The sequence below is a fragment of the Brevibacterium sp. GP-SGM9 genome, assembly GCF_047300845.1.
Lineage (GTDB): Bacteria > Actinomycetota > Actinomycetes > Actinomycetales > Brevibacteriaceae > Brevibacterium.
In genome coordinates, this window is sequence record NZ_CP178563.1 from 630,903 (window position 1) to 656,493 (window position 25,591).

General features: G+C 65.1%; 26 protein-coding genes and 1 tRNA gene. 2 read left to right on the forward strand and 25 right to left on the reverse strand.

What is annotated here, in order from left to right; genetic code table 11:
• Positions 1-151: 151 nt before the first annotated feature.
• From ACH82I_RS02830 to ACH82I_RS02865, 8 genes are all read right to left on the reverse strand, one after another.
• On the reverse strand, positions 152-859 hold the full coding sequence (locus ACH82I_RS02830; protein WP_413335354.1) for a DUF6993 domain-containing protein: 708 nt from the start codon (positions 857-859) through the stop codon (positions 152-154).
• Between the two features lie 63 nt (positions 860-922).
• Positions 923-1,573 (reverse strand): single-stranded DNA-binding protein, encoded by a 651-nt coding sequence (locus ACH82I_RS02835; protein WP_413335356.1) that lies wholly within the window; start codon positions 1,571-1,573, stop codon positions 923-925.
• A 168-nt stretch (positions 1,574-1,741) separates the two neighbouring features.
• Complete coding sequence (locus tag ACH82I_RS02840; RefSeq protein ID WP_413335358.1) at positions 1,742-3,322, reverse strand: GTPase; 1,581 nt, start codon at positions 3,320-3,322, stop codon at positions 1,742-1,744.
• Positions 3,319-5,019 carry a dynamin family protein gene (locus ACH82I_RS02845; RefSeq protein WP_413335360.1) on the reverse strand — a complete coding sequence of 567 codons (1,701 nt, stop codon included), beginning with the start codon at positions 5,017-5,019 and terminating at the stop codon, positions 3,319-3,321. Before ACH82I_RS02845 ends, ACH82I_RS02840 begins: the two co-directional genes overlap by 4 nt.
• Before the next feature lie 86 nt (positions 5,020-5,105).
• Positions 5,106-5,179 (reverse strand) — tRNA-Arg (locus tag ACH82I_RS02850).
• Positions 5,180-5,285: 106 nt separating this feature from the next.
• Positions 5,286-5,492 carry a hypothetical protein gene (locus tag ACH82I_RS02855; protein WP_413335361.1) on the reverse strand — a complete coding sequence of 69 codons (207 nt, stop codon included), beginning with the start codon at positions 5,490-5,492 and terminating at the stop codon, positions 5,286-5,288.
• A gap of 89 nt (positions 5,493-5,581) precedes the next feature.
• Positions 5,582-5,896, reverse strand: coding sequence for an MTH1187 family thiamine-binding protein (locus ACH82I_RS02860; protein ID WP_413335363.1), 315 nt, complete (start codon positions 5,894-5,896; stop codon positions 5,582-5,584).
• A 108-nt stretch (positions 5,897-6,004) separates the two neighbouring features.
• Positions 6,005-7,195: an acetyl-CoA C-acetyltransferase gene (locus ACH82I_RS02865; protein WP_413335365.1), complete on the reverse strand. Its 1,191-nt coding sequence runs from the start codon at positions 7,193-7,195 to the stop codon at positions 6,005-6,007.
• 228 nt (positions 7,196-7,423) lie between these two features.
• Between ACH82I_RS02865 and ACH82I_RS02870 the strand changes: the two genes are divergently transcribed.
• Positions 7,424-9,121 carry a cell division protein gene (locus ACH82I_RS02870; RefSeq protein WP_413335367.1) on the forward strand — a complete coding sequence of 566 codons (1,698 nt, stop codon included), beginning with the start codon at positions 7,424-7,426 and terminating at the stop codon, positions 9,119-9,121.
• Positions 9,122-9,248: 127 nt separating this feature from the next.
• Here ACH82I_RS02870 and ACH82I_RS02875 read toward each other — a convergent pair whose 3' ends face one another.
• Positions 9,249-9,545, reverse strand: coding sequence for a hypothetical protein (locus ACH82I_RS02875; RefSeq protein ID WP_230743830.1), 297 nt, complete (start codon positions 9,543-9,545; stop codon positions 9,249-9,251).
• Between the two features lie 30 nt (positions 9,546-9,575).
• On the opposite strand from ACH82I_RS02875, the gene nucS reads away from it, so the two are divergent.
• Positions 9,576-10,271 (forward strand): endonuclease NucS, encoded by a 696-nt coding sequence (gene nucS / locus ACH82I_RS02880; protein ID WP_230743829.1) that lies wholly within the window; start codon positions 9,576-9,578, stop codon positions 10,269-10,271.
• A gap of 15 nt (positions 10,272-10,286) precedes the next feature.
• Here the strand turns inward: nucS and murA are convergent, their stop codons facing one another.
• The 16 genes from murA to rho all read right to left on the reverse strand — a co-directional run bounded on the left by murA (position 10,287) and on the right by rho (position 25,552).
• Positions 10,287-11,600 (reverse strand): UDP-N-acetylglucosamine 1-carboxyvinyltransferase, encoded by a 1,314-nt coding sequence (gene murA / locus ACH82I_RS02885; protein ID WP_413335370.1) that lies wholly within the window; start codon positions 11,598-11,600, stop codon positions 10,287-10,289.
• A complete protein-coding gene (locus ACH82I_RS02890) occupies positions 11,600-12,067 on the reverse strand; it encodes a DUF2550 domain-containing protein (protein WP_230743827.1) in 468 nt (155 codons plus the stop codon). The genes murA and ACH82I_RS02890 overlap by 1 nt, the downstream gene beginning before the upstream one ends.
• A gap of 22 nt (positions 12,068-12,089) precedes the next feature.
• Entirely contained in the window at positions 12,090-12,350 is a 261-nt protein-coding gene (locus tag ACH82I_RS02895) for a F0F1 ATP synthase subunit epsilon (protein ID WP_230743826.1), read from the reverse strand.
• 3 nt (positions 12,351-12,353) lie between these two features.
• Positions 12,354-13,802 carry a F0F1 ATP synthase subunit beta gene (atpD, locus tag ACH82I_RS02900; protein WP_230743825.1) on the reverse strand — a complete coding sequence of 483 codons (1,449 nt, stop codon included), beginning with the start codon at positions 13,800-13,802 and terminating at the stop codon, positions 12,354-12,356.
• 27 nt (positions 13,803-13,829) lie between these two features.
• On the reverse strand, positions 13,830-14,762 hold the full coding sequence (locus ACH82I_RS02905; protein WP_413335372.1) for a F0F1 ATP synthase subunit gamma: 933 nt from the start codon (positions 14,760-14,762) through the stop codon (positions 13,830-13,832).
• A gap of 31 nt (positions 14,763-14,793) precedes the next feature.
• Positions 14,794-16,428 (reverse strand): F0F1 ATP synthase subunit alpha, encoded by a 1,635-nt coding sequence (atpA, locus tag ACH82I_RS02910; protein WP_230743823.1) that lies wholly within the window; start codon positions 16,426-16,428, stop codon positions 14,794-14,796.
• 86 nt (positions 16,429-16,514) lie between these two features.
• Positions 16,515-17,321: a F0F1 ATP synthase subunit delta gene (locus ACH82I_RS02915; protein ID WP_413335374.1), complete on the reverse strand. Its 807-nt coding sequence runs from the start codon at positions 17,319-17,321 to the stop codon at positions 16,515-16,517.
• Complete coding sequence (locus tag ACH82I_RS02920) at positions 17,321-17,881, reverse strand: F0F1 ATP synthase subunit B (protein ID WP_413335376.1); 561 nt, start codon at positions 17,879-17,881, stop codon at positions 17,321-17,323. Before ACH82I_RS02920 ends, ACH82I_RS02915 begins: the two co-directional genes overlap by 1 nt.
• Positions 17,882-17,900: 19 nt before the next feature.
• The gene (gene atpE / locus ACH82I_RS02925) at positions 17,901-18,125 is read right to left on the reverse strand and encodes a F0F1 ATP synthase subunit C (RefSeq protein WP_166971395.1); all 225 of its coding nucleotides are present in this window, start codon (positions 18,123-18,125) and stop codon (positions 17,901-17,903) included.
• A gap of 83 nt (positions 18,126-18,208) precedes the next feature.
• Positions 18,209-19,021 (reverse strand): F0F1 ATP synthase subunit A, encoded by an 813-nt coding sequence (gene atpB, locus ACH82I_RS02930; protein ID WP_230743820.1) that lies wholly within the window; start codon positions 19,019-19,021, stop codon positions 18,209-18,211.
• A gap of 219 nt (positions 19,022-19,240) precedes the next feature.
• A complete protein-coding gene (locus ACH82I_RS02935) occupies positions 19,241-19,696 on the reverse strand; it encodes a hypothetical protein (RefSeq protein ID WP_230743819.1) in 456 nt (151 codons plus the stop codon).
• A complete protein-coding gene (locus ACH82I_RS02940; RefSeq protein ID WP_230743818.1) occupies positions 19,693-20,802 on the reverse strand; it encodes an MraY family glycosyltransferase in 1,110 nt (369 codons plus the stop codon). Before ACH82I_RS02940 ends, ACH82I_RS02935 begins: the two co-directional genes overlap by 4 nt.
• On the reverse strand, positions 20,803-21,453 hold the full coding sequence (locus ACH82I_RS02945; protein ID WP_230743817.1) for an L-threonylcarbamoyladenylate synthase: 651 nt from the start codon (positions 21,451-21,453) through the stop codon (positions 20,803-20,805).
• A 53-nt stretch (positions 21,454-21,506) separates the two neighbouring features.
• Complete coding sequence (prmC, locus tag ACH82I_RS02950) at positions 21,507-22,460, reverse strand: peptide chain release factor N(5)-glutamine methyltransferase (RefSeq protein ID WP_413335379.1); 954 nt, start codon at positions 22,458-22,460, stop codon at positions 21,507-21,509.
• Positions 22,420-23,496, reverse strand: coding sequence for a peptide chain release factor 1 (prfA, locus tag ACH82I_RS02955; protein ID WP_230743815.1), 1,077 nt, complete (start codon positions 23,494-23,496; stop codon positions 22,420-22,422). The genes prmC and prfA overlap by 41 nt, the downstream gene beginning before the upstream one ends.
• Position 23,497: 1 nt before the next feature.
• The gene (rho, locus tag ACH82I_RS02960; protein WP_230743814.1) at positions 23,498-25,552 is read right to left on the reverse strand and encodes a transcription termination factor Rho; all 2,055 of its coding nucleotides are present in this window, start codon (positions 25,550-25,552) and stop codon (positions 23,498-23,500) included.
• Positions 25,553-25,591 lie beyond the last annotated feature (39 nt).

Below are 25,591 nucleotides of genomic sequence, written 5' to 3' on the forward strand. Positions count from 1 at the left end.
CACTCCAGCGCGAATTGACACTCTCCGAATGTACCGCCTCTGACCCGGTCCTCGACCGGTCCTTACATCGGTCCGGCGCGGCCGGGAACCCGGCTGCCGGCACGGTCCGGCGCGGCCGGATCCGGAACCCGCCGCGGACGGGGCTTGACGGTCACCCGCCCCCGAGGGACGGTGCCTCTCCGGAGGAATCCGACTCGGACGATCCGCCTTCCGAGGAGCCCTCCGATGATCCTTCGGCGGACGAACTCGAAGATGACGATCCTTCGCCTTCCGAGCTTCCTCCCGTCGAGGAGGACTCCTCACCGGAGGCGGAGCCCTCGGACGCGGCGGGACTCTCGGTGCCGCCGTCCTTGCCGTTGATGTCCTCACCGGGCAGGTGGCCGGCGCCGTTCGAATCGCCGTCCTCGTCGCGCTTCTCCCCCTTGGGCGCCTTCGCGCCTTCGGGACGCTCCACCTCGCCGAACAGGCACGAGCCGGTCGACTCCGTCGGGGGCATCAGCTCGGCGGTGGCCTTGCCGCTGCGGATCTCTCCGACGACACAGCCCTTCTCGGTCTTCACGCCGAACATCTTCGAGGGCACATCATTGCCCAGCGGCGATTCGTCGATCGTGGCTTCGAGCTGATCGGCCTCGTACCCGGCGTCGAGCATGGTGGTGAAGAACTTCTTCGTCGAGGGGACCGAATCCTTGTCCCCTGTCAGCGGATCCAGGGCCTTGATCACCTTGTCGACCTCGGCCACAGGCTTGGCCTGGGTCTTGGCCGGTGCAGGCTCGGTGTCATCGCCGCCGAAGCCCAGAAGCGAACAGCCGGACAGAGCCAGGGTCAGGGCGCAGAAACCCAGCGCAGGAACGAGACGCATCGACTACCTCGGCGGGAGGGGATGATTGACAGTCTCACTGTAACCGATCATCATCCGCTGCGCTCAGAACGGCGCGGCGGCCGCCGCGGTCTCACGCGCGATGACATCGCCCGCGGAGGAGTCATCTCCGCTGCGCATCGAGTCCGCCCGGACTCCCCCGTCACCGCCCGATGCATCGTCACCGAGGGCCTCCACAGGCTCACCATCGGTATCTTCAGGCTCCTCCGCCCGGAAACCGCCATCGGACATCGTCGGGGGCTGGGGAGCGGTACCCTCGATGATTCCCCAGCCGTCGGGGCCGGACGTCTCGTGCGCACGCCCGCCGGAGTCCTCGGCGGCCGCATCACGGGCGGAGCCCTTCGCCCGCTGATAGTTGGCCGTGCCGTAGCGCAGGTCGGGGCCGATGTGGTCGGCGACGACGGTCGGCGAGACCCCCTTCTTCTCGGCGGTCTCCCACTCGCGGTTCTTCAGTGCGCCTTGCACGACGACGGCCATGCCGCGTTTGAGCGACATCGCGACATTGCTCGCCAGAGGCCCGTAGCAGTCGACTCCGAACCACGAGGTGTCGTCGCTGACGAACTCCCCCGTGTCTTTGTCGACCCGCCAATGATTGACGGCCATGCGGAATGAGGCGCAGGCGCGTCCGGTCGGCAGAGTCCTGCTCTCCGGATCCATCGCGATGGTCCCGGTGAGGGTGATGGGAATGGTGGTCATGGCGGCTCCCTTGAGTGCGTCGACATCGCGACCGGATTGTCCGGCACGCTGACCTCCATTGGGCCCCGCCGCGGATTCGCTGTCCAGACATGAGAAATGCCCTGTGGACGGAGGTCATCCATCCACAGGGCATCAGCCCACGAGTCGTCGCTCCTGTGCAGGCAAGTGCTAGGCGAGCAACTCGTAGGCCTTTCGGTGCTCTCCGATGACGGTCTTGACCGGCTGCAGATAGGAACTCTGCGCCACCTGCCCCACGGCGTCTCGCAGACTGCGGTCCACCTCGCCGGCGGCCTCATTCGCCCCCTTCAACCGCGCGGACTTCGCCATCACCGAGGTCACGACGGATCCGATGACGCCGAGGACGAAGAGGCCGATGCTCAGCACCCAGCACCAACCGGGCAGTGTCCCCGAGCCGACGATCGCGACGATCGCGGAGACGATGATGCCGAGGGCTCCGAGGATGGTGGCGAGGAAGAACACGATCTGCGCGAGATTCGCCAGCGACCACCAACCGGGGCTGCGTCGTTGGATATCCACAGCCGTGACCGCAGAGTCGAGCGTTTCGGCCAGTTCGGCCGTGCTCGTCTTCTCGGCTTCGGCCGCGGCCGACTGCCAGGGTCGGGGCAGCGTCGACACGGATTCTGTGACCAGGTCGTGGGCCATCAGGCGGACCTGTGAACTCTGCGCCTTGCTCGTCGCCGGCACCGAGGCGCGCACGAGTTCGTCTCGGCCCTGCCCGTGCTTGGCTCCCAGCGGATCGGGGGCATTGCGCTGCAGCCAGGCCAAGACGGGATAGCCGGTCTTGCGGTAGGCCCGGCGCAGGTAGTCGTCTCGCACCGTCTGGGTCACAGCCTCGACGCCTGCCGCGTCGGACATGGTCTCGACGAGCAGGGAGGCTTCGGGCAGCTCGTCCGGGGAGGCGACGGGAGAACCGAGCTCGCCCTGGATCCGCCTGGCCATCGACTCCATATCGGAGAGCAGCCTCTCGGCCGCCGCCTGCTTCGAATCGACCGTGTCGGCAAGGATGCTGCGGATCTCGGGAATGCCGTCTCGCGTCACCGCCGAGGACACGTGCACCTTGGTGTCGGTGAGTCCGTCCTCGACCAGCAGCTGGCGCAGATGATCGGCCGCGGCCTTCTGCTCCTCAGCACTGAGCTTGTCGATCTGGTTGAGCACGACGACCATATTCGAACTGTTCTCCGCCAGTTTGGCCAGGTACTCCGAGTGGAGAGAGAAGTCCGCATACTTCTGCGGGTCGACGACCCAGAAGACCACATCGACGAGCCCGACGAGGCGATCCGATTCGACCCGGTGTGCCACGGCCGTCGAATCGTGGTCGGGCAGATCCAGCAGGATCAGACCGTGGAGTCTGCGCTGATCGTCACCGTCGAGCGCGGACTCGCGCCAGGTGCGACTGCGCTCGGGAACGTGCAGCCAGTTGAGCAGGTCGGTTCCGCCCGAGCCCCAGACGCATGCGGTCGGTCGGGAGGTCGTGGGACGACGGACGCCGACGCGGGCGATCTCGAGTCCGGCCACGGCGTTGAACAGCGAAGATTTGCCCGAGCCGGTCGAGCCGGCGAAGGCGACGACGGTGAAATCCTCGCCCAGGCCCAGCCGATCCTCGGCGCGTTCGAGCAGATGCAGGGCATCCTCGCGGACCTCGGAGCTGAGCTTGTCGGGGCCCAGGGACAGCGAATGCCGGATCGCCTCGGCGAATCGTCTGATTTCGGTCTGTGCAGAACTGTTCACAATGCCACCTCGAGTCGTTCACCGGAGGAGCGCAGCGCGCCCGCCTGCCGCGCCGGCACCGCGGATAGTCTCAGAGCGTTGTCGAAGGGAACCCGGCAGGAGCCGACGATCCCCGAGGCCGAAGTCAGGAACCGATCCCGCACCGAAGCGATGAGGCTGACAGCTTCCTGCTCTCCGAAGATCGTGCCGGCGAGGCTGAGGGCCACGTTGGCGTCGTTGCGGACACCGGCGTCGGCACCGCGGGCATGCTTGGGATCCCAGAAGGCCGCGTATTCGATGACGGCGCAGACGCCGCCGACCCCGAACGAGAGGATCCTCGCCTTGGACTTCCTGCCTTGACCGATGTCACGCACGAGCGCATTCACCTCATCGGACCACGTGCTCACCGCCGACTTGACGGAGTCTTCGAGGTCCTCGGCCGGTCGCCGGAGTTCGGGGTGGGCGTCGATGAGCGCCGTTCCGCTGACATCACGCTGCCAGGCCGCGTTGACGTCATCGACGACGCCGATCGCCTGTTCGCGCAGGGAGATGGCTGCGCTGCGCAGGATCGCCACATGCAGCGGTGACGCGGCATCGTGCTTGCCGGTCACTGCTGCGGATATGCGGTCCCGCATGCGCGCCATGGTCGGCTCGAGTCCGCGGAAGAGCTGTCCGGTGCCGACGAAGTCCTGCCACCTGGCGTTGACCTCGCCGTGGAGGACGCGACCGTCGGAGAACACGTCGGCCAGTCCCGAGTGGGCGGCACGGAGCCGCTCATCGAGTGCGGTTTCCAGTCCCGCGTGTGCCGTCTCCTGGGATTCCGCGTAGTCGGCCAAGGTCTTCACCTGAGCGGGCAGGGCTGCGATCGACCCGGTCAGGGTGCGCTGCCGGATTCGGCTCAGGGAGCTTCCCTCGGAACCGACCTGGCTGATCCAGGACCGGATCGGATAGATCGCCGAGTGCGGGAGCAGTCCGTCGGCGAGGTCGAGTTCGGCGACCGAGAAGATCGGCGACTTCGCCAGTCCGGACTCCGACAGCAGGCTCGAGAGATGGTGCCGGACCTCGCGGTTGGCCTCGGGGGGAACGCGATCGAGGACGATGGCCACCGAGGTCTCCCGGGCGGCCGCGTCCTTGAGCACCCACCAGGGAGCCGCATCGGCGTAGCGGTTGGCGGTGGTGACGAAGATCCATAGGTCAGCGCTCATCAGGATCCGCCTGGCCAGATGCCGGTTGGATTCGACGAGCGAGTCGATGTCGGGGCAGTCGAGGACTGCGGTGCCGGGTTCGATGCTGTCATCGGCGACGAGCACCACCGCCGGAGCCCCGGAGCCCTCGGCGGAGGCACCGCGCGGAAGGTCGGGCAGGAAGTGTTCGGACTCGAAGTACTTCGCATCTGCGGGGTTGTGGACGACGACCGGATTGGCCGTCGTGGGCCGGCGGACGCCCGCCGGGCTCACTGTCCGACCGACGAGGGAGTTGACCAAGGTCGATTTGCCCGCGCCGGTGGATCCGCCCACGGCGATGAGGAACGGGGTGCGCGTGCGGTTGATGCGCGGCAGCAAATAGTCACCCAATTCGGAGGACAGCGCCGAATGCAGGGCGCGGCCGTGCTCGGAGTCCTCGGTCTGCAGCGGGAATCGGGTTTCGGAGACTCGCTGGGCGATATCGCTCAGCGCTCCTCCCACCGGTGGTGTCATGGCACTCTTGCTGTCTGTCATCACGCGTCCACTCTCTACGTTTTCCCAGCTGTGCACCAATTGCCACGCCGTAGCAGAACGGAATTGGCCCTGATGGGCCTCACCTGTACCCCCGGCGGGGCTCGAACCCGCGACCTACCGCTTAGAAGGCGGTTGCTCTATCCAACTGAGCTACGGAGGCTCGAATATCTTATCCGATGCTCGGCACAGAACAGAAAGCGGCTCCCGGCGGGTTTCGGTCGTTGAGTCCGAGGCCCGCCAAGAGCCGCTGCGTCCCGTGCGGAGGTTCAGTAGATGCGGGTGACCCGCTCTAAGGACTTGCGCACCGTCACGATGGCGACGATGACGAACCCGGTCAGCGCGAGGATGACCGCGACCGCTTCGATCGCGAATGCGAAGTCGACCACGATCGGGAAGAATCCGGCGAGCATGAAGCCGAGCAGAGCAACCATGGTCAGGGCGGTGGCAGTGCTGAAGTACGGGGAACCGTTCATTGTGCATCTCCTTCTGTCGTAAACACAGGGTAACTCCGAATGAGACGTGAATCACTGACAATCGGCCGAAAATTCCTCGACCGCTCGCCCTAGTCCTCGCGTCGAGCGTCGATGGCCTTTTCGAGGCGGTCGAGCTTGCCCGAGATCTCACCGCTGTAGCCGGGGCGGATATCGGCCTTGAGCACCAGGGACACGCGGGATCCGAACCTGCCGACCGCCTCGGTGGCCTCCTTGACCACGGCGAACACTTCGTCCCATTCACCTTCGATCGTGGTGAACATCGAATCGGTGCGATGGTCGAGCCCCGAGTCGCGCACGACCTCCACCGCGGCGGCGACCGCGTCGTGGACGGAGGCATCGGAACCTTCCCCACCACTGGGGGCAACTGAGAATGCGACGAGCATTGTGATCTCCTCTGCTTGTTAAGGCGCTTGTTGCGGGTCGGTGAGACTTCTACGGGTCGGCGAGCCGGCCCCGGCTCGGTGAGACTGCTCCGAGCCGGCGTGCCGTACTCAGCTCTGCGCGGGCACGGAGATGATCAGTGAGTCCCCCTGGCCGCCGCCGCCGCACAGTGCCGCGACACCTGTGCCGCCGCCTCGGCGCTGGAGTTCGAGGGCGAGCGTGAGGACGATGCGGGCACCCGAGGCACCGATCGGGTGGCCCAGGGCCACCGCTCCCCCGTTGACGTTGACCTTCTCCGGATCGACCCCGAGGTCTCGGGAACTGGCCAGGCCGACAGCGGCGAAGGCTTCGTTGATCTCGTACAGGTCGAAGGAGTCTGCGGCGACGCCCTCGCGTTCCGCCGCGGCCTTGATCGCCTGGGACGGCTGGTGCTGCAGGGTCGAGTCCGGGCCCGCGGTCCAGGCGTGGGAGCGGATCTCGGCGAGGATCGGGGCACCGAGGGCCTCGGCCTTCGCACGGGACATGACGACGACGGCGCAGGCACCGTCCGAGATCTGGGAGGCGTTGCCGGCGGTGATGGTCCCGTCCTTCCGGAACGAGGGGCGCAGCTTCGACAGGGAGTCGACCGTGGTCTCGGCCCTCACACCTTCATCGGTCGAGACCGTGACATCGCCCTTGCGTCCGCTGATCGTCACAGGCACCACCTCGGACTCGAACGCTCCGGCCTCCCAGGCCTGCGCCGCCCGCTGGTGGGAGCGAGCGGAGAATTCGTCCTGGTCCGCACGGGAGAATTCGCCGTCACCGGCATTCGCGTCTTCGGTCAGGCCGCCCATGGCCTGATCGGTGAAGGCGTCCCACAGACCGTCGTAGTCCGTATGGTCCTTGAGCACGACATCGCCGTACTTGTAGCCCGACCGCGACTTCTCCAGCAGGTGCGGGGCAAGGCTCATCGACTCCTGGCCGCCGGCGACGACGACGTCGTATTCTCCGGAGCGCACGAGCTGCGCCGCCTGAGTGATCGCGTTGATGCCGGAGAGGCACAGCTTGTTCACGGTCACGCCGGGAACGTTCATCGGGATGCCGGCTGCGACGGCCGCCTGGCGGGCCGGGCCCTGTCCCAAACCGGCCTGGAGCACCTGCCCCATGATGACGTAGTCGACGTCCTCGCCTGTGATCCCGGCACGCTCGAGTGCGCCGGCGATGGCCCGGCCACCCAAGTCCACCGCGCTCAGCTTCGACAACGCGCCCTGCAGCCGTCCGAACGGTGTGCGGGCTCCCGCGACGATCACTGCATCAGCCATGTTTCCTCCTCAGATTCTCCGGATCCGCCGAGGCGACAGCACCGGATTCGCGTCTTTGCATCCCAGCGTAGTCCAGTCGGCTGTGGCGCGAATCACGGGGTCCGATCACCGCCGTGCGAACAGGTGTCCACGTGCTGCCATTCGGATCCAACATTCATACTGTCTCCGTTAGAGTAGGACGAGGACATCAGAAACCACCATTCCCTGACACGACAGGAGTTCACTTCAGTGACGCCCACCGAAGAATTCCGCACAGCGATGCGCGGGTACGAAAAGAGTGAAGTCGATTCTCGCCTGCAGCAGCTTCGGACCGAGGTCGAGTCGGTGCGCAAGGCGCTCTCCGATGCGCGTAGTCAGGTCATCAACGCCGACCGTGCGAAGCTCCAGATCGCCGGCGAACTGTCCGAGGCGAAGGCTCAGCTGAAGAAGGCCGCCAATGACAGCGCCGAGGCGGCAGGCCCTCCCGGCAGCCGCATCGACCACCTGCTCAAGATCGCAGAATCGCAGGCACGCGAGACCCTGGCACAGGCCAATTCCGATGCGGAGACCATCCGGAACAAGGCCCGCGCCGAGGCGGCTTCGGCTCGTGCACGGATGCACACCGAAAGCAATGACACCCTGTCGAACGCCCGGTCCGAGGCCGATGCGATCATCAGCTCCGCCGAGATGCGGGCCGAAGAGACGGTCAAGGCCGCCGAGAACCGGGCCGCCGAGCTCAAGGCCACCACCGATCGGGAGACCAATCAGGCCAAGGAAGCCAATGCGGCTTCGGCCAAGGAGTCCCGCGAAGCTCTCGAGCACGAGATCTCCGAACTCCGCGCCACCGCCGAGAAGGAAGCGGCCGATCTCCGCGCCGAGGCGAAGACGCAGGCAGAGGAGACCATCGCCGCCGCCCAGGCCCAGGCCGATGAGCTCCTGGCCGCCGCCAAGGCCCGTGACGAAGCGTCGAAGAAGGCCGGCAACGAACTCGACGTCGAACTGGCGACCAAGCGCCAGGAGGCCGAGGCCGATCGGAAGAAGCGCTATGACGACGCCCAGGTCGAGAACAAGAAGCTGATCGAGGAGGCCCAGGCTCGTGCGGCGAAGGCCGACACGGAGGCCAAGGAAGCGGCAGAGCGCGCGGAGACGACTCGCGCCGATGCCGTGAAGAAGGCCGACGAGATCATCGCCGACGGCAAGACCCGGGCCCAGACCCTCATCTCCGAAGCGCGGGCGACCGCCGAGGCGACGATCGAAGAGTCTGCGGCCGAAGCCAAGCGCAATGTCGCCTCCGCACAGTCGCAGGTCGACCTGCTCACCAAGCAGCGGAAGACGATCACTGCGCAGCTCGATCAGCTCCGCTCTCTCTTCGCCATGCCCGGTGTGATGGGCGAAGACGCCGTCGATCCGGCCAAGGCAGAATCAGCGTCCCACGCGACGGAGCAGATCGCCGACGAGCAGGAACTCGCAGATCTTCTCGCCGAGGACGAAGCCGAAGGTGCCGATTCCGATGCGGCTTCGACATCGACCGAGGATCAGTCAGCAGGCTCGTCGAAGACCGGCAGCAAGGGCACGTCGACGCAGTCGCAGCCGTCGAATGGCGCGAAGCCGCAGGGGTCGAATTCACCGAATTCGAACTCTCAGGGGCACAAGGCCGCAACATCGAACGCTCAGACGGCTGATTCGGACGGGAAGTCCGCGACAACCGGCACGGATGCGAAATCGGCTCCGGCAGATGCGAAGGCGGCTCAGGCCGGAGCGAAGTCAACCGACGCAGAGGGTGAATCGGCCGAGTCGAAGACCGACGGCAAGGACCTGCCCAACGGCGCCACCGACGAGGACACGATCGCGATCGATGCTCAGGTGTCGGGTGCCAAGGACGGCAGCCAGGCCGGACCGAACAACTCCAACCAGAAAGCCTCGCGCTCGCGCAATTCCCTGCGCTGAGCTTCGAAAGCTTCGTGACATGAGCTGAAGCGCCTATGCCGGTGGCAGATGCCGATGCTGGCTCAGGAACGACGAAAGGGACCCGTTCGCGGGTCCCTTTCGTCATATCTCCGAGGCTGACTGCCGATCAGCGGAATCGTTCGAAGCACCTCTGATGCCAATGCCGCCGTGACTCCACGCCGATCTCGATGCCGTGTCGGGCTTCCTGCCGCCAGGCGACGATGTGTGCGCTCGATGCTCCCACTTCGCGGCCGCAGCCGGGGCAGGTGTAGACCTTGCCCGAGTCATTGCCCTTCACCGTCTGCACCGACCAGGTGCCATCGGGCAGATTGCGGCTCGTGCGCATGCCCGCGACCGAATCGGAGAGGTCCGGCGGTGCCTGCTGCCATTTGTTCTTGCGACGCGAGGATGAAGATCGTGGCATTGGCTCATTGTCTCACGTAGGGTGAACCCCGTGCGTCTCGTCATTGCTAAGTGCTCCGTTGATTATGCCGGTCGTCTGACCGCCCATCTGCCCATGGCCGCCCGCCTGATCATGCTCAAGGCCGATGGTTCGATCCTCATCCATTCCGACGGCGGTTCCTACAAACCGCTGAACTGGATGACTCCCCCGGCCACGGTGAAGATCACCGAGCCGAGCGAGGAGCAGGCAGAGGCGGGACTGACCCAGCTGTGGGAGGTCTCCCAGACCAAGACCGGAGATCGTCTCGTCATCTCCATCGCCGAGGTGATCGCCGATGACCAGCATGACCTCGGTATCGATCCCGGTCTGGTGAAAGACGGCGTCGAAGCCCATCTGCAGGAGCTGCTGGCCGAGCACATCGAAACGCTGGGGACCGGCTACAGCCTCGTCCGCCGTGAGTACATGACCGCGATCGGTCCGGTCGACATCCTCGCCCGTGACCAGGGACAGAGGTCGGTGGCCGTCGAGATCAAACGTCGCGGTGACATCGACGGCGTGGAGCAGCTCACCCGCTACCTCGAGCTGATGAATCGGGATCCCCTGCTCAGTCCCGTCGACGGCGTCTTCGCCGCCCAGGAGATCAAGCCGCAGGCCAGGACCCTCGCCGAAGACCGCGGCATTCGCTGTGTGGTGCTCGACTACGATGCGCTGCGCGGCATGGACGATCCCGACACCCGCCTCTTCTGAGAACTTCCTGAGGTTCTACTCGAAGGTGAGGATGTCGCGCTTCTCGACGCGCTCGATATCGGCGCCGAGGCTGCGCAGGTTCGTCACGAAGTTCTCGTAGCCGCGTTCGATGTGATCGATGCCCGAGACCTCTGTGATGCCCACTGCTCGCAGACCAGCCATCACGAGACCTGCGCCGGCCCGGATGTCGGAGGCCTCCACCTCGGCGCCGGAGAGACCCTCGACACCGGAGATGAGGGCATGGTTGCCGTCGATGCGCACCTTCGCTCCGAGGCGGGCGATCTCCTGGACGAAGCGCCACCGGGCCTCGAACAGGTTCTCCGAGAGCAGCCCGGTTCCCTCGGCGACGGAGTTGAGTGCGATGACGAAGGGCTGCAGGTCGGTCGGGAAGCCGGGGAACGGCATCGTGGCCACCCGGATCGCCTTCGGTCGGTCGGCTCCACGGACGCGGAATCCCGCGCCCAGAGTGCCGTCCCCGAGTTCGATCCCGTCCAAGGGATCGACGGTGGCTCCGGCGTCCCGCAGCTTGATCGCGATATTGGGCATGAGGTCGAGCCCCACTCCCCTGACAGTGACGTCTCCCCCGCTCAGCGCGGCACCGAAAGCATAGGTGCCCGCGACGATGCGATCGCCGACAGTGCGATGATCGACCGGGCGGAGCTCGGAGACTCCGGTGACGGTGATATCAGGTGTGCCGATGCCGTCGATCCGGGCACCCATCTCGACGAGCATCGAGCAGATGTCGACGATCTCCGGTTCCTTCGCGGCATTCGAGATCGTTGTCACGCCGTGGGCGAGAGTGGCCGCCATGACCAGGTTCTCCGTGGCGCCCACGGAGGGGAACTGGAGAGAGATCTCCGTGCCCTGCAGACCCTCAGGTGCCTCGGCGACGAAGTAACCGTGGTCGAGATGGACGGTCGCGCCGAGGGCTTCGAGGCCGGCCTGATGCATGTCGAGCCCACGTGAGCCGATCGCATCTCCGCCGGGCAGAGCGACGTGTGCGGAGCGCATCCGAGCCGTCAGCGGCCCGAGCACAGAGATCGAGGCGCGCATCGCCCGCACGAGTTCGTAGTCGGCTTGGATGCCGACCAGTTCGGGCACGTCGATGCTGACGACACCCGCCTCGGCGTCGTAGTCGACGGAGCAGCCCAGGCGCACCAGCAGCTCGACCATGATCCTGACATCGAGGATCGCGGGAACATTGCTGATGGTGGTGCGGCCGACGGCGAGAAGACTTGCCGCCATGAGTTTGAGGACGCTGTTCTTCGCGCCCCTGATGTCGACGACGCCGCGCAGCTGAGAGGGGCCGGTCAGGCGGAAGACATCCATCAGGTGAACCTTCCCATCGTCGGGTTGAAGCCGGGAGGCGAGGATTCGAGCCACGAAGCCATCGTGGACAAGGACTCGGCGTCCATCGCCAGGGACACGGACCGGGGGCGTCCGTCTGCCTTCCCGTAGGAGCAGTCGACGACCACCGCGTCGGGCAGCACCGAGTACTGCTCGCCGGAGGTCGGTTTGCGGCGGACCAGGATATCGAGATCGGCGCGCGGAAGGCGCACAGCAGCCCTGCGCGTCAGGGCGAAGACCGGGTACCAGTCCAGTGACGCTACCGAGAACACCGCTACGCCCAAACGCCAACGTGGGCGAGAAGAAGATTCCTCGCCCACGTTGATGGAGCAGTCAAAAGCACCGGAGAGCTTCGAGATGGACCTGCGTCGAATCGTCACAACGACGATGAGCACAAGCGCGAGTCCTACCAACGAGAGCAGAACGATCAGCAGGACAGAAGGGTTCACGGTTGCCAGTGTAACGCGCGGATCAGAGAAGTTCGGCCTGATCAGCGGCGATGATCACACGATTGTTCTCAACGGAGAGGAAGCCGCCATCGGCCTTGACCCTGATGGTCTCCTCGCCGTTCGTGAGAATCCGTGCCTCGCCATCGGCGACGACACCCAGCACAGGCTCATGGCCTGGCAGGATGCCGATCTCGCCGTCCAAGGTCCGGGCGATGACGCGCTTGGCCTCACCGACCCAGACCTCGCGATCGGCCGCGACGACATTCACATCGAGTGTCGCCATGACTTACTTCTGCATCTCTTCGTAGTTGCGCATGACATCGTCGAGCCCACCCACGTTGAAGAAGGCCTGCTCTGGGATGTGGTCGACGTCGCCGGAGCAGATCTTGGCAAAGCCTTCGATCGTATCGGCGATCGGCACGGTCGAACCGGGCACCTGCGTGAACTTCTCTGCAGTGTAGGTGTTCTGCGAGAGGAACTGCTCGATGCGGCGCGCACGGTGGACGACCAGTTTGTCCTCTTCGCCGAGTTCGTCGACGCCGAGGATGGCGATGATGTCCTGCAGTTCCTTGTTCTTCTGCAGGATCGCCTTGACCTCATTGGCCACCCGGTAGTGCTCCTCGCCCACGATCAGCGGATCGAGGATGCGCGAGGACGAAGCCAGCGGGTCGATCGCGGGGTAGAGACCGCGCGATGCGATGTCACGGCTGAGCTCCGTGGTCGCGTCCAGGTGGGCGAAGGTCGTCGCCGGAGCCGGGTCGGTGTAGTCGTCGGCCGGGACGTAGATCGCCTGCATCGAGGTGATCGAGTGACCACGTGTCGAGGTGATGCGCTCCTGCAGCAGACCCATCTCGTCAGCCAGGTTGGGTTGGTAGCCCACGGCCGAGGGCATGCGACCCAGCAGGGTCGAGACCTCGGAACCGGCCTGGGTGAAGCGGAAGATGTTGTCGATGAAGAGCAGCACGTCCTGGTTCTGCACATCGCGGAAGTACTCCGCCATGGTCAGCGCCGACAGCGCCACGCGCAGACGGGTGCCTGGCGGCTCGTCCATCTGGCCGAAGACCAGGGCGGTGTCCTTGAACACGCCGGCCTCGTCCATCTCCATGATGAGGTCGTTGCCCTCACGGGTGCGCTCACCGACACCGGCGAACACCGAGGTGCCGCTGTGGTTGTGAGCAATACGGAAGATCATCTCCTGGATGAGCACCGTCTTGCCCACACCGGCACCGCCGAAGAGGCCGATCTTTCCACCCTGCACATACGGGGTGAGGAGGTCGATGCTCTTGATGCCGACCTCGAGCATCTCGGTCTTCGACTCGAGTTCGTCGAAGGCCGGTGCCGAACGGTGGATCGGCCAGCGATCAGCGATCTCGAGCTTCTCGCCCTCTTGGAGGTTGAGGCAGTCGCCGGTGGTGTTCCAGACGTGGTTCTTCGTCACGTCACCGACGGGCACCGTGATCGGAGAACCGCTGTCGACGACTTCCTGACCGCGGACCAGTCCGTCGGTGGGCTGCAGGGACACGGCGCGGACGATGCCGTTGCCGAGGTGCAGGCCGACCTCGAAGGTCAGGTTGCGAGTGCCTTCGGAGAGCTCGACCGAGGTGGTCAGCGCGTTGTAGATCTCGGGCACGGAGTCGAGCGGGAATTCGATGTCGACAACCGGGCCGATGACTCGGGAAATCCGACCGAGGGCGGTGCCCTGTGCCGGGGACGTTTCCGTAACTGTGGCAGTCATGGTCTCTTTCTTCTCTGCTCTCGCCGGTCAGTCGCCGGCTGCCGACGCCGCAAGGGCATCGGCCCCACCGACGATCTCGGTGAGTTCCTGGGTGATTTCCGCCTGGCGGGCCGTATTGGCCAACCGGGTGTAGGTCTTGATCAGATCATCCGCATTGTCAGTGGCTGTCTTCATCGCCGCCTGCCTCGACGCCTGCTCGGACGCAGACGCACTCAGCAGCGCTGAGAGAATCCGCGAATCGATATAGCGGGGCAGCAGCGCGTCCAACACGGCCTCTGCACTGGGTTCGAACTCATAGAGCGGGAGGGCCGTGGCGCTGGCCGCGGTCTCCGTCCGGTTGCCCGACGATGCCTCATCGGCATCGACGACCTCCAAGGGAAGCAGCCGCCGGTACTCCGGGTCGTGGTTGACGCTGGAGACGAACTTCGTGAACACGATGTAGATCTCGTCCACGCCGTGTTCGGCCGATTCCGGATCGAAGCTGTCCAACAGTGCCTCGCCGATCTCGCGGGCGTTCTCGGCAGTCGGGTTCTCCGAGATGCCGGTCCAGGCCCGTTCGATCGCACGATCGCGGAAGGTGTAGTAGTTCTTGGCCTTGCCGCCCACCGTGAACAGCTGAACGTCTTTGCCCTCTTCTCGGAGAAGCCGAATGAGCTCTTCGGCCTCACGCAGGAGGTTCGCGGAGTAGGCTCCGGCGAATCCGCGGTCGGGACCGACCACCAGCACGGCTGCGCGGGTGACCGATTCCGGTTCCGAGGTCAACACGTGGTCGACGTTCGATTCGCTTGCCACCGCCGAGACCGCACGGGTCAGGGCGTTGGCGTAGGGGCTGGCTGCCTGCGAACGGGCAATGGCCTTCTGGATCCGTGAAGCAGCGATGAGCTCCATGGCCTTGAAGATCTTCCTCAAGGACTGAGTCGAGCGGATCTTCTGTTTGAAGACCCTCTGCTGGGCTCCCATCAGTTCTTCCTTTCGCCGTTACGGAACAGGTTCAACGCTTCTGCCGAACGATCTGCTCCTGCTCGACGTCATCGGACGAGGCGACCGAAGTGTCTTCGCTGCCGGCCTTCGAACCGCTGCCATCGGAGCTCACGAAGTTCTGCGTGAACTCGCCGAGGACGTTCTTCAGCTCTTCGCTGGTGTCATCGTCGAGCTTGAGGGTCTCACGGATGGTCGTGAAGATTCCCGTCTTCCGCTCGATGTGATCGTGCAGCTCGGTCTCGTACTTGAGCACGTCCGAGACCGGAATCTCATCCAGGTAGCCGTTGGTGCCGGCGAAGATGGACACGGTCTGCTTCTCGAACGGCATCGGCGAGTACTGAGACTGCTTGAGCAGCTCGGTCAGGCGGGCACCGCGAGCCAGATCGCGCTTGGTGGCATCGTCGAGGTCGGAGGCGAACATCGCGAAGGCCTCGAGCGAACGGTACTGAGCCAGCGAGATCTTCAGCGTACCCGAGACGCCCTTGAGCGCCTTCGTCTGTGCGGCGCCGCCGACACGGGAGACGGACACACCGACGTCGACAGCAGGGCGCTGACCGGCGTTGAAGAGGTCCGACTGAAGGAAGATCTGACCATCGGTGATCGAGATGACGTTGGTCGGAATGAACGCGCCGACGTCGTTGGCCTTGGTCTCGATGATCGGCAGACCGGTCATCGAACCGCCGCCGAGTTCATCGGAGAGCTTGGCGCAGCGCTCGAGCAGACGCGAGTGCAGGTAGAAGACGTCACCCGGGTAGGCCTCGCGGCCCGGCGGACGGCGCAGGAGCAGCGACACTGCACGGTAGGCCTCGGCCTGCTTCGACAGGTCGTCGAAGACGATGAGGACGTGTTTGCCGTCGTACATCCAGTGCTGACCGATGGCCGAACCGGCATAGGGCGCCAGGTACTTGTAGCCGGCGGGGTCGGAAGCGGGCGAGGACACGATGGTCGTGTATTCGAGCGCGCCGGCCTCTTCGAGGGAGCGGCGGACACCGGCGATCGTGGAGCCCTTCTGGCCGACGGCGACGTAGATGCAGCGGACCTGCTTCTTCGGGTCGCCGGTCTCCCAGTTGGCCTTCTGATTGATGATCGTGTCGATCGCCAGAGCGGTCTTGCCGGTCTTGCGGTCGCCGATGATCAGCTGACGCTGTCCGCGTCCGACCGGGATCATTGCGTCGATGCTCTTGTAGCCCGTCTGCATCGGCTCGCGGACTTCCTGGCGATCCATCACGCCTGCGGCCTGGAGCTCGAGCTCACGGCGGCCGACGGTCTCGATTTCGCCGAGTCCGTCGACGGCACGACCCAGCGGGTCGACGACGCGACCGAGGTAGCCGTCGCCGACGGGGATCGAGAGGACCTCACCGGTGCGGTAGACGTTCTGCTCTTCGGCGATGCCGGAGAACTCGCCGAGGACGACGACGCCGATCTCGCGCTCGTCGAGGTTCTGTGCCAGTCCCAAGGTGCCGTCTTCGAACCGGAGGAGTTCGTTGGCCATGGTTCCGGGCAGACCGGATACGTGGGCGATTCCGTCACCGGCGGTGACGACCTTGCCGACCTCGCTCTTTACCGAGCTCTCGGGGTTGTACGATTCAACGAACTTCCCCAGAGCGTCCCGAATCTCTTCCGGGCGAATTGTCAGTTCCGCCATCTGGTTTCCCTGCTTCCTTTACTCAAATCTTGGTCTCCGGCGACCGGTGGGGCCGCCAGTGCTGCCGGAGGAGCCGGCCACTCGTGTCAACCTGCGAGCTTGCGCTGCACTTCGGCCAATCGGTCGGCCACGGTCGAGCTCATCATCTCGTCGCCGACCTGCACCCGGACTCCCCCGATGACATCGGGATCGACCTGGATGTTGAGAACGAGCTCGCGACCGTAGCTGGCCGAGAGCGCGGCTCCCAGCTTCTGGGTCTGAGTCTCGCTCAGCGGTTTGGCGACGGTGACGTCTGCGACCGAACGCTGCTGCCTGGCCGCGAGTATATCGCTGTACTGATCGAGGGCGGTCGCGACGCGAAGACCGCGCGAGTGCAGTGCCGCCTGGGTGATCAGTGTGATGGTGTCAGGCTGAGCCTTGTCGGCCAGCAGATCGGTGATCAGCTGACTCTTGACCTCAGCGGATGCCTCGGAATCGAGAGCTCGGCCGAGTTCGTGATCGCTCTCGGACAGGCGTGCGAAGCGGAAGACCTCTTCTTCTACCTGCCCGAGTCGGCTCTGCACCTGTGCGGCTGCGGCGATCGCAGTCACACCCGCAACCTCAAGACCTGTCACCAGGTCCTGGGTCCGCGCCCAACGCAGGCCGACGGCCTGGTCGCTGATCCGCAGAACGGCTTCGGTGGTCCGAGTCGAGAACAGAGTCCGCAGCAGCTGCTGCTTCTTCTCGGCCGACTCAGACGAGTCCGCCAAGGCCTTGCGCAGCTGCACGTTCTCGGCCAGAACCGACACGACGGCCAGCATGCCCTCACCGATCTCACGGGCATCGCCCGCGGAGATCTCGGTGTTGGCGGCTTCAAGAACGGCCTGCAGGGACAATCTGCTCGACTGGAGCATCACGCCCCCTTGACCGGCTGTGCGGACGACTTGGACTCGAGATCGGAGATGAAACGGTCGACCACATTGGCCGAGCGCTGGTCATCGGTGAGGGACTCCCCGACGATCCGTGAAGCGAGATCCGTGGCCAGGGTGCCGACCTCCGAGCGCAGCTGCACCATGGCGGCCTGACGCTCGGCTTCGATCTGCGTCTGAGCCTGAGCGACGATGCGCTCGGACTCGGAGTGAGCCTGTGCCTTCATGTCGGCGATGATCTGGGCGCCCTCTTCCTGAGCCTCGGCGCGCAGTCGTGCAGCCTCTGCACGACCGTCGGCGAGCTGCTTCTGATACTCGGCCAGAGCCTGATCGGCTTCGGCCTGCACCTTCTCAGCCTTCTCAATGCCACCCTGGATGCGCTCGGCGCGCTCATCGAGTGTCTTGTTGAAGGCCGGGAGGACGTACTTCCAGACAACCAGGAAGACGATCAGCAGACAGACGGCACTCCAGACGATGTCATACAGCGCGGGGAGAAGCGGGTTTCCGCCCGCTTCCGCTGCCGCGAGAATGTGTACCGGAGTCATCGTTTAGTCCTCTTCGCGATCAGGGCAGGAAGAACGGGGTGGCGATACCGATGAGGGCCAGGGCCTCGATCAGAGCGATACCGAGGAACATGTTTCCGCGCAGGGCGCCGGCCATCTCGGGCTGACGAGCGGTTCCCTCGATGGTCTTGCCGATGACGATACCGACACCGATACCGGGGCCGATGGCGGCGAGGCCGTAGCCAATCGTCGAGACGCTTCCTGAAACTTCAGCGAGCATATCCATTGATTGCTTTTCCTTTCATATGGCAGCCGGGTGGTTGGCCCGGCCTTGTAACACCAGGGGGTTACAGATTGTGGGGTCGTAACTCAGTGGTCGTCCGAGATCGCGGCATTGATGTAGACGCAGGACAGAAGGGCGAAGATGTAGGCCTGGAGGCAGACGACCAGCATCTCGAGCAGGAAGACGAAGAATCCGCCGGCGAAAGTGAGGATCGAGAAGAACTGGAAGCCGTTGGAGGCGTCGAAGAGGAAGAAGCTCGTTGCGGAGAAGCAGAGCACGAGCAGCAGGTGGCCGACCATCATGTTCGCGAAGAGTCGGATCGCCAGCGTGAACGGCTGGGTGATGAACTTCGTGATGAACTCGATCGGGATGAGTAGGATGTGCATCGGCCACGGCACGCCGGGCAGGATGAGCGAATCCTTGAGGTAGCGCCCGATGCCCTTCTCGGCGATGCCTGCCCAGTGGTACGTCACGTAGACGACGAGTGTGAGGACGATCGGGAGACCGATGACGCCGGTGCCGGGCATATTCAGGAACGGAATGAGCTTCGTGACGTTCCAGAACAGGATGCCGAAGAAGATCGCCACGATCAGCGGCATGAACTTCTTCGCCTTCTCCTTGCCCATGGTGTCTTCGGCGATGCCGACGGTGACGAACTCCATGGCGAGTTCCATGGCCGACTGGAAGCGGCTGGGGATGAGCTTCATTCTGTTCGCCCACACGGCCAGCAGAATCACGACGGCGGCGGTCGCGAGGATGCGGATGAGCATCACGCGGTTCATCTCAAACGGAGTGCCCTCGAAGAGGAAAGCCGCTGGAAAGAATTCGGCCATCGAAGGGGCGTGGAAGCCACCTTCTGCAGCATTGAGCGTCGTGTTCGCGGCGTTGAGTGTTCCCACGTTTGTTTTACTCTCCCATGGTCAAGGGCCTTGATGGCCTGGCCTTGGCCACGCGAACGCTGCGTGGCTTTTGGTTCAGGAGCGACATGGAGCTACAGATGGCTCCAGCACCAGGTCTACTCTACCAATTGTAGAGAGCTGCCGACAAATCCATCAGCCTTTGCTGTGCAATTTCTGTCAGCTCGGTTCTCCCGGCGCCCGCTCACGGTTACCTTCGAGTCATTTCGCTTCCGGATCGACATAGGGAACTCGCCCCTTGACCACGGTCAGCGCCTCCACCAGTGACGAGCCGATGACGGCGACGACGATGGTGAAGAAGGCGACCGTCCCGTCGAGCCATGCGGCGTCCTTGAGACGCCAGATCACGATCATGAAGATGAAGGCCTTGAACAGAAAGCCCATGCCCAGGAACCCAGCGATGGTCGTCAGCCCCATGTTCCGACCGAGGTACATGATGACCAGCGTGATGATGATGAACACGGCGGCCAGTCCCCCGCCGACCGCGCCGCCGAGCAGACCTTCGGTGCCGGAGATCAGCCAGCCGATGCCCATGCCGAGGATCGCGACGGCGAGGACGAGGACGATCCCGCGCACGAGCATCGTCTTCCACACGCGGGTCCAGGCAGCCTGCACGGCGGTCTCCTGGGGACGGGACGGGTCGGACTGAGCAGTCACGAGAGTTCCTCTCTGGCTTTCTGTCGCATACGCAGGGGGTAGAAGGTGAAGATCAGAGTGACGGCGAAGAGTCCGCCGACGAGGCAGGCGACGAACACCCAGCTGCGGAAGAGCAGGAGCACGGAGCCGAAGGCGATGAGCGCGGTCCACGTGTAGAGGATGAGGACTGCGCGGGCATGGGAGTGACCCAGGCGGAGCATTCGGTGATGGAGATGCTTCGCATCGGCGGAGAAGGGGGACTGTCCGGCCATCAGCCGGCGCACCACGGCGAGGCCCAGGTCGAGCAGCGGCAGAAACATCACGGCGATCGGCAGGATGATCGGCATGAATGTCGCGAACACGCGTTCCTGCCCGATGAGAGCGGGATCGACCTGGCCGGTGACCCGGATCGTCGAGGCGGCGAGCAGCAGCCCGATGAGCATCGAACCGGAATCGCCCATGAAGATGCGCGCGGGATTGAAGTTGTGGGGCAGGAAGCCGACGCAGGCGCCGACGAGGATGGCGATGATGAGCGAGGCCAGGTTCGCATAGGAATCGGGTGAGGCATCCCGGGCCAGCCAGTAGGAGTAGATGAAGAAGGCGCTGCCGCCGATGGCCACAACTCCGGCGGCGAGTCCGTCGAGGCCGTCGACGAAGTTCACGGCATTGATGGTGACGAGGACGACGAGGATGGTGATGATGATCGACATCCGCGGCGAGCCGATGATCACTCCCCCGAAGGGAATCGAGAGCAGTGCGACGCCGTTGATCGCCATGAACCCGGCCGCCAGCGCCTGGCCGGCGAGTTTCGTGATCCAGTGCAGATCCCAGATGTCATCGATGATGCCGAGAACGCAGAGGACGGCCGCGGCCCCGGCGATGCCGATGATCGGACCGGTGTCGACGAAGATCCGCTGCAGGAACGGCGTCTGTGAGGCGAAGACCAGCCCGACGATCACCGCACCGAACATCGCCACTCCCCCCAGCCTCGGCGTGGGGACGGAATGCACGTCCCGCTCGCGCAGGGGCGAGAAGATCAGCCCGCGTTCGGCGACCCTCTTGACCATGGGGGTCAGCAGGTACGCCACGAGGGCGGAGACGATGAGGATGAAGAGGTAGGCGCGCACTCAGCCGTCCAGGTCGATCAGCTCGGGGATGACCTCCCGCAGCTCGGCCGCGGTGATGGGTCCCTCGCGGACGATGCGCGGGGTCTGCCCGCTGAGGTCGATGATCGTCGAGGCCAGGCCGGATTCGCGCGCACCGCCGTCGACGTAGATGTCGATGTCTTCGCCGAGCATCTCCTGCGCCTCGTCCACCGAGGTGGCTGCGGGAGAGCCGCTGGTGTTCGCACTCGAGACCGCGAGCGGACCGGTGCGGCCGAGGAGGGCGAGGGCGTACTCATCGTCGGGCATCCGCACGGCGACCGTTCCGTGGGTGTCGCCGAGGTCCCAGTCGAGGGAGGGTTGGGCGTTGGCGATGATCGTCAGCGGACCAGGCCAGAACCGTGAGGTCAGTGCCAGCACGCGGTCATCGACGCCGTCGACGAGTCCGAAGATCGTCTCCGCACGGGGCACGAGCACCGGCGGCGGCATATTGCGTCCGCGCCCCTTCGCGGCGAGCAGCGAGGCGACGGCCGAGGCGCTGAATGCGTCGGCGGCGACCCCGTAGACCGTGTCGGTGGGGATGACGAGCAGATTGCCCGCTTCGCTGACTCGGGCGCACTCGTCGAGGACCAGCTCGCGAATGTCGGCTTGGCTGACGTCGAATCGTCTCGACACGCGTTCTCCGTTTCGAATCTCGGGTGGCAGTGGCGACGGAGGGATCCCCGTGGTCACCGGCTCGTCTCTGTCATGCGCCGAGCCACCGTGTAGCGGTCGCGTCCAGTGTAGTCCGGGAAGGTCGCGGCCTGTCTCAGACTGGCCGTGGAGGCGATGAGTTCGCGCGCCCCCGCCCCCTGTTCCTCACTGTGTTCCATGATGAAGAATCCACCGGGGCGCAGCAGCGATTCGGCCTGCAGGATGATCTGCGCGGGGATCTCGAGACCGGTCGATCCGCCGTAGAGTGCGGCAGCGGGATCGTGCTCGCGCACTTCGGCATCACGTGGGACAGCCGCATCGGGGACATAGGGAGGGTTGGTCACCACGACATCGGCGCTGCCGTGGAGTGCAGGCGTGTCGTCGGCGAAGGTCGTCGCGTCGCCCTCGACGAAGTCGACCGAGGACTCGCCGAGGTGGGTCCGCTCGAGGTTGATCCGCGACCATTCGAGGGCGGTGCGTTCGCGTTCGACGCCGATGACCCGGACCCCGGGATGTTCACTGGCCAGGGACAGGCTGATCGCCCCGGATCCGGAGCACAGATCGATGACGAGAGGAGCAGCGCCCTCGGCACGGGACTTGAGCTCCTCGAGGACCTCTGTCACCAGCAGTTCGGTTTCGGGGCGGGGAACGAAGACACCGGGTCCGACGCTGAGTTCGAGATGGCGGAAGTGGGCGGTGCCGGTCAGATGCTGGAGTGGGACACGCTGTCTGCGTCGTTCGCATAAGCGCGCGAAGTCACCTGCCACTTCGGCAGGCACCTCCTCGTCGAAGAGGCGTCGCCGCGACAGCGTCTGGGTCTCGATTCCCCACGCATGAGCGAGCAGGGACGAAGCGTCCGGCGCGGGATTGGCAATGCCGGCCTCGGCGAGCAGCCCCTCGGCCGCACGCAGCAGGGTCGACACGCGCTGCCGGGGGTGCGCGTCCAGATCAGTCTCCCAGGGCGTCGAGGCGAGCGGCCTTGTCGGCATCACGGCAGGAGCCGACCACCGGATCGAGATCGCCGGCAAGCACCTGGTCGAGGTTGTAGGCCTTGTATCCCGTTCGGTGATCGGTGATCCGATTCTCCGGAAAGTTGTAGGTCCGGATTCGCTCCGAACGGTCGACGGTGCGGACCTGGGACCGGCGGATGTCGGCGGCCTCGGCCGCGGCCTCATCGGCCTGTTTGGCGAGGATGCGGGCACGCAGCATCCGCATCGCCGCCTCCTTGTTCTGCAGCTGTGACTTCTCGTTCTGGCAGCTGGCGGTGATGCCGGTCGGCAGGTGCGTGATCCGCACGGCCGAATCCGTGGTGTTCACCGACTGTCCGCCGGGACCCGATGAACGGTAGACATCGATGCGCAGATCGTTGTCGTCGAGGTGGATCTCCTCGGGCTCATCGACCTCGGGGAAGACGAGCACGCCTGCGGCCGAGGTGTGGATGCGCCCCTGCGATTCGGTCACCGGGACTCTCTGCACCCGGTGGACACCGCCTTCGAACTTGAGCCACCCGTAGGCGCCTTCGTCCTTGGCCTTGATGGCCATCGAGACGTCCTTGTAGCCGCCGAGGTCCGAATGCGTGGCGTCGAGGATCTGTGCTGACCAGCCCCGCGAGTCGACCCACCGCTGGTACATCCGCAGCAGGTCGCCCGCGAAGAGAGCTGACTCGTCGCCGCCCTCGCCGGCCTTGATCTCGATGATCGCATCTCGGGCGTCATCGGGATCGCTGGGCACGAGGAGATCCTTGAGCGCGGTCTCGACCTCGCTCATCTCCTCGGCCAGGCGCCCCGCCTCGGCGGCGAATTCGGAGTCGTCGTCCGCGAGTTCCTCCGCGGCCGCATGATCCTCTTCGAGCCGAGCGAACCGACGGGCGGCCACGGCCACCTTCTCGAGTTCGGCGTAGCGCCTCGTCAGCTTCTTGGCCCGGCCGGCGTCAGTGTGGACAGCAGGATCGGAGAGCTCCTCCTGCAGTCTCGAATGCTCATCGAGCAGTGCGCTGACGTTGGCGGCGAGGGTGTCATCGGCCATCTCAGCTGTTGTCGGTCGAGGACTTCGGCAGTGGAGTGGTCTTCTGCACCTGCATGAGGAACTCGACGTTCGAGCCGGTCTCCTTGAGCTTGGACATGAGCAGTTCGACGGCCTGCTGCTGCTCGAGACCCGAGAGCAGACGGCGCAGCTGCCACATCACCTTGGTCTCCTCGCCGGTCATCAGGATCTCCTCGCGACGTGTGCTCGAGGCGTTGACGTCGATGGCCGGGAAGATGCGCTTGTCGGCGAGCTGACGGCTCAGGCGCAGCTCCATGTTGCCGGTGCCCTTGAACTCCTCGAAGATGACCTCGTCCATCTTGGATCCGGTCTCGACGAGCGCCGTGGCGAGAATGGTCAGCGAGCCGCCGTTCTCGATGTTGCGGGCGGCACCGAAGAACTTCTTCGGCGGGTACAGTGCGTTCGCATCGACACCGCCGGAGAGGATCCGGCCCGAGGCGGGCTGTGCGATGTTGTAGGCACGGCCGAGTCGGGTGATGTTGTCGAGGAGGACGACGACGTCCGATCCCATCTCGACGAGGCGCTTGGCCCGTTCGATGGCGAGTTCGGCGATGGTCGTGTGATCGTCGGCGGGACGGTCGAAGGTCGAGGCGATGACCTCTCCCTGCACCGCACGCTGCATGTCCGTGACTTCCTCGGGACGCTCGTCGACGAGGACGACCATGAGGTGGACCTCAGGGTTGTTCTCGGTGATCGCGTTGGCGATCTGCTGCATGATCGTCGTCTTACCGGCCTTCGGGGGCGCGACGATGAGGCCGCGCTGGCCCTTGCCGATCGGGGTGATGAGATCGATCATGCGCGTCGCGTGCAGCTTCGAGGTGGTCTCGAGCCGCATGCGCTCCTGCGGGTAGAGCGGTGTCAGCTTCGAGAATTCGACCCGGCTGCGCGCATCGTCGACGGTCAGACCGTTGACGGAATCGAGGCGCACGAGAGCGTCGAACTTCTCGCGCTTGCTGTTGCGCTGCTCGTTCTCGCGCGGCTGACGGATGGCACCGGCGACGGCATCGCCCTTGCGCAGACCGTTCTTGCGGACCATCGATGCGGAGACGTAGACGTCATTGGGACCGGGCAGGTAGCCCGATGTCCGCAGGAAGGCGTAGTTGTCATGGACATCGAGGATGCCGCCGACGGGGATGAGCACGTCGTCGTTGCGGATCTCGGGCTCGTCGTTGCCGCGTCCGCGACGTTTGCGATCCCGGCCGCGACCGCGACGTCCGCCGCGGTCATCGTCGTCGTTGTTGTTGCGGTTGTTCCGACGATCGTTGTTGCCGCGGTCGTTGCGGTTTCCACGGTCGTCGTTGTCCCCGCCCTGACGATTGCGACGGTCATTTCCGCCCCGGTCGTTGCCCCGGTCGCTGCGGTCATCACGATCATTGCCGCGATCGTCACGGTCGTTGCCGCGGTCGTTGCGGTCATCGCGATCGTTGCTGCGGTCGCTACCGTTGCGGTCGTTGTTGCGGTCGTTGTTGCCGCCGTTGCCGCCCCGATCGTTGCGTCCGTTGCCGCCGCGATCGCCGCGTGATCCGCGATCGTTCGACTCCTCGGAGTCCTGAGCGCGGTCGTCCTTCTGCCCGTCACCGCTGCGGGAACGCGAACGTCCCCGGCGCGACCGTGAACGATCCTCGTCTCCGGAAGACTGCGCCGGCGCGGACTCCTGTGCGTTCGCAGAGTCGGAATCGGACTGCGGCTCGATGATCAGAGCGGGTGCCTCATCCGAGGTGACCGAGGCCGCGGAGCGACGCGAGCTACGGCCCTTCGGCGCATCGCTCCTCGCTTCGTCGTTCTTCGCTGAGTCGGCGGCCTTGGAGTCGTCGGCAGACTTCTCGGAGGCTGCAGGTGCGGCGGAGCCGGACTTCGGTGCGGATTTCGCCGCTCCCGAGCCGTTCTGGTTGTTGATGGCGTCGATCAGCTCGCTTTTGCGGAGTCGACGGTACCCTTTGATTCCCAGGCCCGCTGCCATTTCCTGGAGCTGGGGCAGACGCAGGGCGGTCAGACTGCCCGTACGAGGCGTGGAATCTTGAGTAGTGGTTTCAGACACGAAGGTCCTTCTCCCTCTTTCGGCCGTGCGGCAAGAGCC

Bases quoted from the DNA above. Each gene is read 5' to 3' on its own strand.
- ACH82I_RS02830 (WP_413335354.1), bottom strand. From the start codon at position 859: ATGCGTCTCGTTCCTGCGCTGGGTTTCTGCGCCCTGACCCTGGCTCTG.
- ACH82I_RS02835 (WP_413335356.1), bottom strand. From the start codon at position 1,573: ATGACCACCATTCCCATCACCCTCACCGGGACCATCGCGATGGATCCG.
- ACH82I_RS02845 (WP_413335360.1), bottom strand. From the start codon at position 5,019: ATGACAGACAGCAAGAGTGCCATGACACCACCGGTGGGAGGAGCGCTG.
- ACH82I_RS02855 (WP_413335361.1), bottom strand. From the start codon at position 5,492: ATGAACGGTTCCCCGTACTTCAGCACTGCCACCGCCCTGACCATGGTT.
- ACH82I_RS02860 (WP_413335363.1), bottom strand. From the start codon at position 5,896: ATGCTCGTCGCATTCTCAGTTGCCCCCAGTGGTGGGGAAGGTTCCGAT.
- ACH82I_RS02865 (WP_413335365.1), bottom strand. From the start codon at position 7,195: ATGGCTGATGCAGTGATCGTCGCGGGAGCCCGCACACCGTTCGGACGG.
- ACH82I_RS02875 (WP_230743830.1), bottom strand. From the start codon at position 9,545: ATGCCACGATCTTCATCCTCGCGTCGCAAGAACAAATGGCAGCAGGCA.
- murA (WP_413335370.1), bottom strand. From the start codon at position 11,600: ATGGATGTCTTCCGCCTGACCGGCCCCTCTCAGCTGCGCGGCGTCGTC.
- ACH82I_RS02895 (WP_230743826.1), bottom strand. From the start codon at position 12,350: ATGGCGACACTCGATGTGAATGTCGTCGCGGCCGATCGCGAGGTCTGG.
- atpD (WP_230743825.1), bottom strand. From the start codon at position 13,802: ATGACTGCCACAGTTACGGAAACGTCCCCGGCACAGGGCACCGCCCTC.
- ACH82I_RS02905 (WP_413335372.1), bottom strand. From the start codon at position 14,762: ATGGGAGCCCAGCAGAGGGTCTTCAAACAGAAGATCCGCTCGACTCAG.
- atpA (WP_230743823.1), bottom strand. From the start codon at position 16,428: ATGGCGGAACTGACAATTCGCCCGGAAGAGATTCGGGACGCTCTGGGG.
- ACH82I_RS02915 (WP_413335374.1), bottom strand. From the start codon at position 17,321: ATGCTCCAGTCGAGCAGATTGTCCCTGCAGGCCGTTCTTGAAGCCGCC.
- ACH82I_RS02920 (WP_413335376.1), bottom strand. From the start codon at position 17,881: ATGACTCCGGTACACATTCTCGCGGCAGCGGAAGCGGGCGGAAACCCG.
- atpE (WP_166971395.1), bottom strand. From the start codon at position 18,125: ATGGATATGCTCGCTGAAGTTTCAGGAAGCGTCTCGACGATTGGCTAC.
- prmC (WP_413335379.1), bottom strand. From the start codon at position 22,460: ATGCCGACAAGGCCGCTCGCCTCGACGCCCTGGGAGACTGATCTGGAC.
- prfA (WP_230743815.1), bottom strand. From the start codon at position 23,496: ATGGCCGATGACACCCTCGCCGCCAACGTCAGCGCACTGCTCGATGAG.